The organism is Moorella mulderi DSM 14980, from assembly GCF_001594015.1.
GTDB lineage: Bacteria > Bacillota > DSM-521 > Neomoorellales > Neomoorellaceae > Neomoorella > Neomoorella mulderi.
On record NZ_LTBC01000028.1, the window covers coordinates 1 to 6,823 of the forward strand.

Annotated in this window: 9 protein-coding genes and 1 riboswitch; of the genes, 2 read left to right on the plus strand and 7 right to left on the minus strand. The window is 46.5% G+C overall.

Translation table 11 applies throughout. From position 1 onward, the window contains the following. The 7 genes from MOMUL_RS16790 to MOMUL_RS14860 all read right to left on the minus strand — a co-directional run. A partial coding sequence (locus tag MOMUL_RS16790; RefSeq protein WP_161485039.1) for an MCP four helix bundle domain-containing protein occupies nt 1–1,036 on the minus strand: 1,036 nt, incomplete at its 3' end. A gap of 59 nt (nt 1,037–1,095) precedes the next feature. Beyond that, entirely contained in the window at nt 1,096–1,353 is a 258-nt protein-coding gene (locus MOMUL_RS14835; RefSeq protein WP_062286153.1) for a CBS domain-containing protein, read from the minus strand. A 234-nt stretch (nt 1,354–1,587) separates the two neighbouring features. After that, nucleotides 1,588–1,673: riboswitch (cyclic di-GMP riboswitch) on the minus strand. A 414-nt stretch (nt 1,674–2,087) separates the two neighbouring features. Next, nucleotides 2,088–2,975, minus strand: a complete 888-nt coding sequence (locus MOMUL_RS14840; RefSeq protein ID WP_062286155.1) for an Hpt domain-containing protein — start codon at nt 2,973–2,975, stop codon at nt 2,088–2,090. Between the two features lie 6 nt (nt 2,976–2,981). Then, entirely contained in the window at nt 2,982–4,415 is a 1,434-nt protein-coding gene (locus MOMUL_RS14845) for a chemotaxis protein CheA (RefSeq protein WP_062286157.1), read from the minus strand. A gap of 1 nt (nt 4,416) precedes the next feature. Beyond that, a complete protein-coding gene (locus MOMUL_RS14850; protein WP_062286159.1) occupies nt 4,417–4,815 on the minus strand; it encodes a response regulator in 399 nt (132 codons plus the stop codon). 20 nt (nt 4,816–4,835) lie between these two features. Further along, complete coding sequence (locus MOMUL_RS14855) at nt 4,836–5,639, minus strand: CheR family methyltransferase (protein ID WP_062286161.1); 804 nt, start codon at nt 5,637–5,639, stop codon at nt 4,836–4,838. Beyond that, nucleotides 5,636–6,106, minus strand: coding sequence for a HEAT repeat domain-containing protein (locus tag MOMUL_RS14860; protein ID WP_062286163.1), 471 nt, complete (start codon nt 6,104–6,106; stop codon nt 5,636–5,638). The genes MOMUL_RS14855 and MOMUL_RS14860 overlap by 4 nt, the downstream gene beginning before the upstream one ends. 140 nt (nt 6,107–6,246) lie before the next feature. Between MOMUL_RS14860 and MOMUL_RS14865 the strand changes: the two genes are divergently transcribed. Continuing rightward, a complete protein-coding gene (locus tag MOMUL_RS14865) occupies nt 6,247–6,585 on the plus strand; it encodes a helix-turn-helix domain-containing protein (protein ID WP_062286143.1) in 339 nt (112 codons plus the stop codon). A gap of 105 nt (nt 6,586–6,690) precedes the next feature. Further along, nucleotides 6,691–6,823, plus strand: a 133-nt coding sequence (locus MOMUL_RS17970; RefSeq protein ID WP_489671602.1) for a helix-turn-helix domain-containing protein, incomplete at its 3' end; no start/stop codon positions are given.

Here is a 6,823-nt window from a genome sequence, read left to right on the forward strand (position 1 = left end):
TGGAGGTCTCTTCGCTGTTGGCTTTAACTTGCCCGAGTTCGGTATAGACTTTCTCCAGGCTTGAGGTTATGTTCTCGATGAGGCCGAGTATCTCCTGCAGGTGGTTCGATTGTTCCCCTGCCCCCGCTGCCACCTGTTGGATGGCCTTGGCCACTTCGCCGGAAGAGGAGGCGATCTCTTCCGAAGACGCGCTTAAAGCTTCCGAGTTGCCGGCCAGGGTTTTAGCGTCGTCTCTAAGGCCCGAAAGCAGTGGTCTGAGGTTGGCCTGCAGGCGGTCGATGGCCCGGGCCACTTTCCCTATCTCGTCCTTCATGCGGAGGAGATTATCGGAAACTGGCCGGGTGAAGTCGCCGCTGGCTATGAGCCCCAGGTGGTCAACAGCCAGATTTAAGGGTATGGTGATGCTCCGCAACAGTATGATGATCAAAAGCAGTAGAATAATCATTCCTGTAGCAATTACAATCAGAGAAACCTTCCGTGCATTAGAGTAAATATCTCTTGCCTCATTCTTGGTCTTTTCTGACATTTCAAGAGAAGCGTCTGTAAGGGTATTTAGTGGCTCTCTTGTACTTTCAAAAAGGGGAGCCACTTGTTCGCGTATCAACCTAGCCTGTTGCCTTGCTTCCGGTGTTCCCTGTTCCAACAACCTTATATACTTGTCTAGTTCAACCTTCCATTTGTCCCGGGCAGCCACGTGTTGGGCAACAATGTTACGCTGTTCTTGAGTAGTTGCCAATTCTGCATAACCATTTACTCGGTCAACTACCTGCTGAAAATTATCCTTTATCTCCTTTGTGTAACGATCCCATTCTGGACTTCCAGGAACCGCGTCAAATAGCTCAAGCTCAGCTACATATACCTGATATAAGTCCCTGTCAGCATTGAGAATGTTTTCTACACTGGGAAGAAATACCTCATCTATCGTTGCCGTAGCCTTGTTAAGTTTGGCCAAGTTCAACATATCTATATACCAGACACTTAGGGTTACAATAACAGCTATTGTCAATATAATCATTAAACGGGTTCGTACTTTCATTGTCTATCACATCCTTTAACTAAATAGTAATCAATCTCAGAAATATTAGCCTCTCAGGCTCATAGTACAAACTGATAGTCATCTTCGACAATAACCTGCACAAGCTCCCTCATGCTCTTTTTCCTGACCGCCGCCATGCCGGGTTCCTTCATAAAGACTCGCAAGAAGTCCAGGCCGTCCAGCCATCCTACCGGTTCTCCTGTCCCATTGATTACCTGCAGCACTAAGCTTTCCCGTTCGCTCATCCTTTTCATAGCTTCTTCGATACTCGCGTTGGCCCGAACGCGCGGCGCCTCGGTGGAACCCAAAACTGGCATATTCCTTGATCATCCCCCCTTTCCTTCTAAAATACCATTTTCATCCTTCGTGGTGGCGTTGTTAGCGCCATAAGAGCTTTTTAGTTTACATAAAACAAGGCTCAGGCAAGAATCACTCGTATTCTCGTCTGAGCCTGTATCAGCATGCAGGCTGTTAAACAGACTATAAAGTTTTTGCTAGCTATCATAAAAACAACCCACCTCGGTTGACGGGGGGGCTTGAAAACAGTGAATACCGGCAACCTGGCAGTCATGGCCTAACGGCTGTAGACCCAACGGCTTTGCGTCCCCGCCTTTCGACGGGTTTGCCTTTAGCGGTACTGGTTATAATTATACAATTTGACACTACATGGCAATATATTACCGCATTTTGGTGATGTTTGTCAACAGGATTTGCTGGATTTTTCCTATGACACTCTGCAGAACATACTAACATTAGATAAAGTATGATGTATCTGAAGTACCGCTATAACCTGGGTTATGAAATTTTGGTCCATTCTACTACTTTGATTAAACTTACAATAACATTTCCCCTTAAGCGATGCAAAAAGTGGACTTTTTCAGGGGGAACTACTTAATTTTCTTAATTCCACTTTATCCTGTCCTTTAACCTCTATCTTAATGTAGTCCTCCTCTTTCCATTTAAGCTTATCCAAAACTTTTCGTGGTAGTTGAACCCGCCCGCCGGGCCCTATATAGGTCAAACATATTATTCTCTCCACGAAAAAGCCTCCTTAAACCACTTGCTTTAATGTTATCCGGTTTAACACTCTAAAAGTAAGGTCGTCGTTTGAATGCAATAGCCACCCGTGTCGTAAGGCTTCACCAAGAAAACTTAACGTACCACCATCAATTTTCAGCGTACTAGGTATGAAGTCGAGGACTATGCGTTTCCCCTTTGATTCTAATACACGTCCATATTCCATATATTTCACCCAATTGGATTCCCGGACTTCCACCATATACCTAACTTCGACGTCCGTTACGTCCGGATATCCCGTTATACACTCATAGAGAGCCTCATCCTCGATGTCGCCTTCTACAACTGCTATCATGGCATCGGGAACTACCTGTCCGTTGAGCAATTCGTTCTCCGAAGGCCGTGAAAACTTCAATCTGCCTATGTCTTCCAACCGTTTCAGTATTACAAACGCTCTAGCGGCACGCATTTCTGAAGCCCGGTCAAGCCCAATCCGCACGAATAATTTCATACAGGCATCGTTGTTATCTTCTTTAGAGATAAAAGTTCTTTCAGAGGCGTGTTCAAGTTCGTTCATTATCGTGTTGTATTCCGGAGGGACATAATTCTCCAGCCCTTCCTCAACTCCATGTATTAACGCCCTTAAAACATCTCCCGATTGTAGCAAAAGGTTGCAAACGCTTTCACTTATCACTACTTCTCCTTTCCGGATACTGTCAAGCAAAGTTTCCATCTTATGGGAGAAACCTGCTACATCTTTAAGTCCTACACAAGCTGCCGAACCTTTGAGAGTGTGGGCAATCCTAAAGATCGCATCAATAGTTCTAGCATCTTTCTCTTCTAACTTTAAAAACAGTTGCTCTAACATATCCAATTGCTCGTGGGCTTCGTTTAAAAACTCACGCATCAAGTCAATAGCCATTAAAGTTTACACCATCCTTCCAAAGATACTAGTATCTAAAATCAAAGCAATGTCCCCATTCCCCAGTATTGCCGCACCAGTAAACAGGTTCAAATGAGAAAGCTGGGACGGGAGGTTCTTCAACACTACATCTTGTTCGCCTAAAACTTTTGGCACGGCTATTGCAACACCAGCCAACAGGACTATCAGCGTAAGTTCATTGCCTTCTACCCCCACTGCCCTAGAGTCAAGCACACGGGAAAGCCGGACCACGGGGTATATGGTTTCCCTCAAGACCACTACTTCACTCTCTTTTAAAGAGTGCAGCCTGGACGCTTCCACCTTTACTATCTCTTTGACCTCCCCTACCGGGATTCCGTACAGACCGCCGCAGTCCAAGAGTACAACCTTTGTTATGCTCATCGAGATAGGAAGTTCCAGGGCTACCTCTGTCCCAACCCCCAACTCGCTGCGCACCATTACCTTCCCGCCTAACCGTTCGACCGTTTCCCGGACTACGTCCATACCTACACCCCGGCCGGATACCGCGCTGGCCTCATCCTTTGTGCTAAAACCAGGTGCAAATATAAGTTCTAACGCCTCGTTAAAGCCCATCCTCTCTGCCTGCTCTTGCGTTATTAGCCCACGGCTGACAGCTTTACTCTTAACAACTCCAGCGTCAATCCCCATACCGTCATCTTTTACAGCAATAACCACGTGCTCCCCCTTGCGTTCCGCTTGCAAAAGAAGTTCTCCTTCTTCTGGCTTTCCTGACCGTATTCTTTCCTCCGGCCCTTCTAAACCGTGATCAAGAGCATTGCGGACTAGATGGAGAAGAGGTTCGTATATAATAGCGGCAACGTTGCGGTCTATTGTAACTTCATCGCCGAGTACTTTAAACTGTACCTTTTTCCCTAGCTCCTGCCCCAGTTCTCGTACTACCCGGCGAAAACGCTCAAATACAAAACCAACTGGCATGAGCCGCATTTCCATAATTACATCTTGTATCCCCCAGCTTGTCCGGTTAAGTGACGACTGGTATTCTTTGAACTCCCTTACCATTTCAACCGGTAAACCCAGATCTTCTAGACGTCTTACTAAGTGAGTGAGCACGTTGGTGCTAACTATAAGCTCACCCGCTAGAGCTAGAAGCTTGTCAATTTTACCCTGTTCTACCCTGACCGTCTGGGTCTCTACTATCTCCCTCCCTACATCACGGGCTGTACGGGGACTATTGCCTAAAATCGTTTTACCCTCTAAGTAATCTTTTACTAGTCGCTCGGAATGCTCTATGTCTTGTTCAGCCCTGACTTCAATTTCCAGGCTGTATCCTTCCCCGCAATCGAGAAGATTTAAACGTTCAAGCCACCCTTTCTCCTCCATCTCTCGCAGCAAAGGCCACAAATCACGGCTCTCAAGTTCATGGGCCGTGATCCTTAAAGTTTTGGATCCTTTCTCCATATTACGCTCCCTCGCCCGTATCATTGCCCTCGCCCTTCGTACGGCTGAACATAATACATACCCGTTTAAGTTCTTCTGGCTTGACCGGTTTAACCATGTAAAGATCGGCTCCGGCTTTGTAACCTTCAACCATATCCTTAGAATCCGCTTCCGTCGAAACTACGACAATTCCCACTTTTTGGCTCCGCTCATTTCTTCGTATCGCTCGCACCATGTCGTACCCGTGCATCCTGGGCATATTAACATCTACCAGCACCACATCATAATCAGCCGCACAAAACTTCTCCAGGCCCTCGTACCCGTTGTCCGCAAAGTCAACTTGATGTCCATCCTTCACGAGAATGCTGGCATGATACGCTCGCACTGCACTCGAATCATCCACAATAAGCACACGTGCCATGAGCCTTTATTCTACCCCCTTTACTTCTGGTAAATAATAGCATTTTTAAACCGTACCGGCTTAAATAGGGTGGTTATCCGGCTCATAGACTCCGAATGACCTAAGAATACGTACCCTCCGGGCTCCAGGGCTTGGTAAAAGTGCAGGGCCACCCGGCGGCGAGAAAGGTCGTCAAAATATATCAGGACATTGCGGCAGAATATGGCGTGAAAGCCCTTCATCTTTCGCATTCCCGCATCGTCTACAAGGTTTAACTGGCAAAACTTCACCTTTTGCTTAAACAAAGAAGAAATAGTGTAATTATCACCCAAAGGGCTAAAGTATCGCTTGAGATAGACTTCAGGCACCTGGCGGATAGCATAGTGATTATAAATGCCTTTTTCGGCTTTATCTAAAACCTCCGTATCTATATCGGTGGCGTATATCTCCCAAAGTATGTCCGGAGCCATCTCCTGCATTACGATAGCCAGGGTATAAGCTTCTTCACCGGATGCACATCCCGCGCACCATATCTTGACCCCGCTGCGTCCTGCACCGTTCTGGCACCAGAGAGGAACGACTTCTTCCGCCAGGCACTTTAACTGCTCGTACTCGCGGAAAAAGTAAGTTTCGTTAATGGTTAAACTGTTCAGCAGTTCCTGGCGCATCTTGCCCGTGCTGTCAAACCTCAGGGCTCCCAGGTAAGCTGTAAAATCCTTGAACCCGTACTTCTCCATTTGCTGCTCGACGCGCTTCTCAACATAGTAAACTTTATTGTCTTCAAAGTAGATGCCCGACTCTCGATATATATACTCCCGCAAGCGTTCAAAGTCTGCCTTGGTCATCGCTCTTCTCCTTTAAAACCCTTAGCTGGCAATTTTACCGGGCTCTCCCCAAGGCGGGTCAAGGCCCTCTCGACTACAAAATCAAGATACGGGTGATCAAACCTTTGCTTGCACTGCTGCACTAGTTCCACGTCCCCCAGGTTCCCTATCTCACCTATGTATTCAACTGCAGCTCCCACTACGTTTATATCCTGGTCTTCCACCGCTACTTTCCGCAGAAGACATAAGACCCCTGGACAACTGCTCCGGCCTAAAGCATGGACCGTCATTACCCTCACATCACGGTCAGCATCGTGAAGAAGGGCCTCAAAAATACCTAAAGCCTTCTCATCCGCCTTGTAGGCAAGCACATCGAAAGCCATGCTCCGCTGGGACGCATCTTCGCTTTTCAAAAGAGGCGCAACCTCCTGCACTACTTCTTCCGTGTCACATGAGAGAAGCGAACCCACAATAGCTTCCCTGACCACTACATCCCCCTCACGGGCAAACGCCTCAACCAGAACTTTAGCCGTGCCGGGAATTCCAGAAGCTCCTATCTATTTAGCCCCCTAACTACTTTGGACAAAAAGTCTTAAGTCTGCTAGATTAAAAGAAGGGGGCAGCCATAATGGAACGGAAGAAATATCCAGTAGAACAAAAATTAAAGATCGTCCAAGAATGCCTCGAAACCGGAAACTGTGCAGTAGTAGCCAGAAGATATGGTCTATCTTCCAGCATGGTTAACCGGTGGACGAGGAATTATCGCCGCTATGGGGAAGCGGCCTTTACAGGAAATAGCAGCAAAACCTCAAAAGGAAGCCAGGGTATTAATTCCCACCTAAAAGAGCTAAAAGAAACAATAACTGAAAACGAAAAACTAAAGAAATTATTAGGGGAAAAAGAATTAGAGATAGAGATCTTAAAAGACCTGCTAAAAAAAACCAACCCACACTTACAGATAAAGTAGAGATAGCAAGTAAATGGATCTCAAGGAAAAAGGAGATATGGTGGTGGCCGTCCTATCAAGGGTTATTCCTACAACAGGCAACAAGAACCGGTTAGTGATGAACAAATAAAGGCATGGCTAAAGGAGCTAATTGAGGGCGAAGGCTTCGCCTATGGCTATGTCAAGATGACGATTATCTTAAAACACAAGTATGGACTGATTATCAACAAAAAGAAGGTTTACCGCCTTTGTAAAGAAA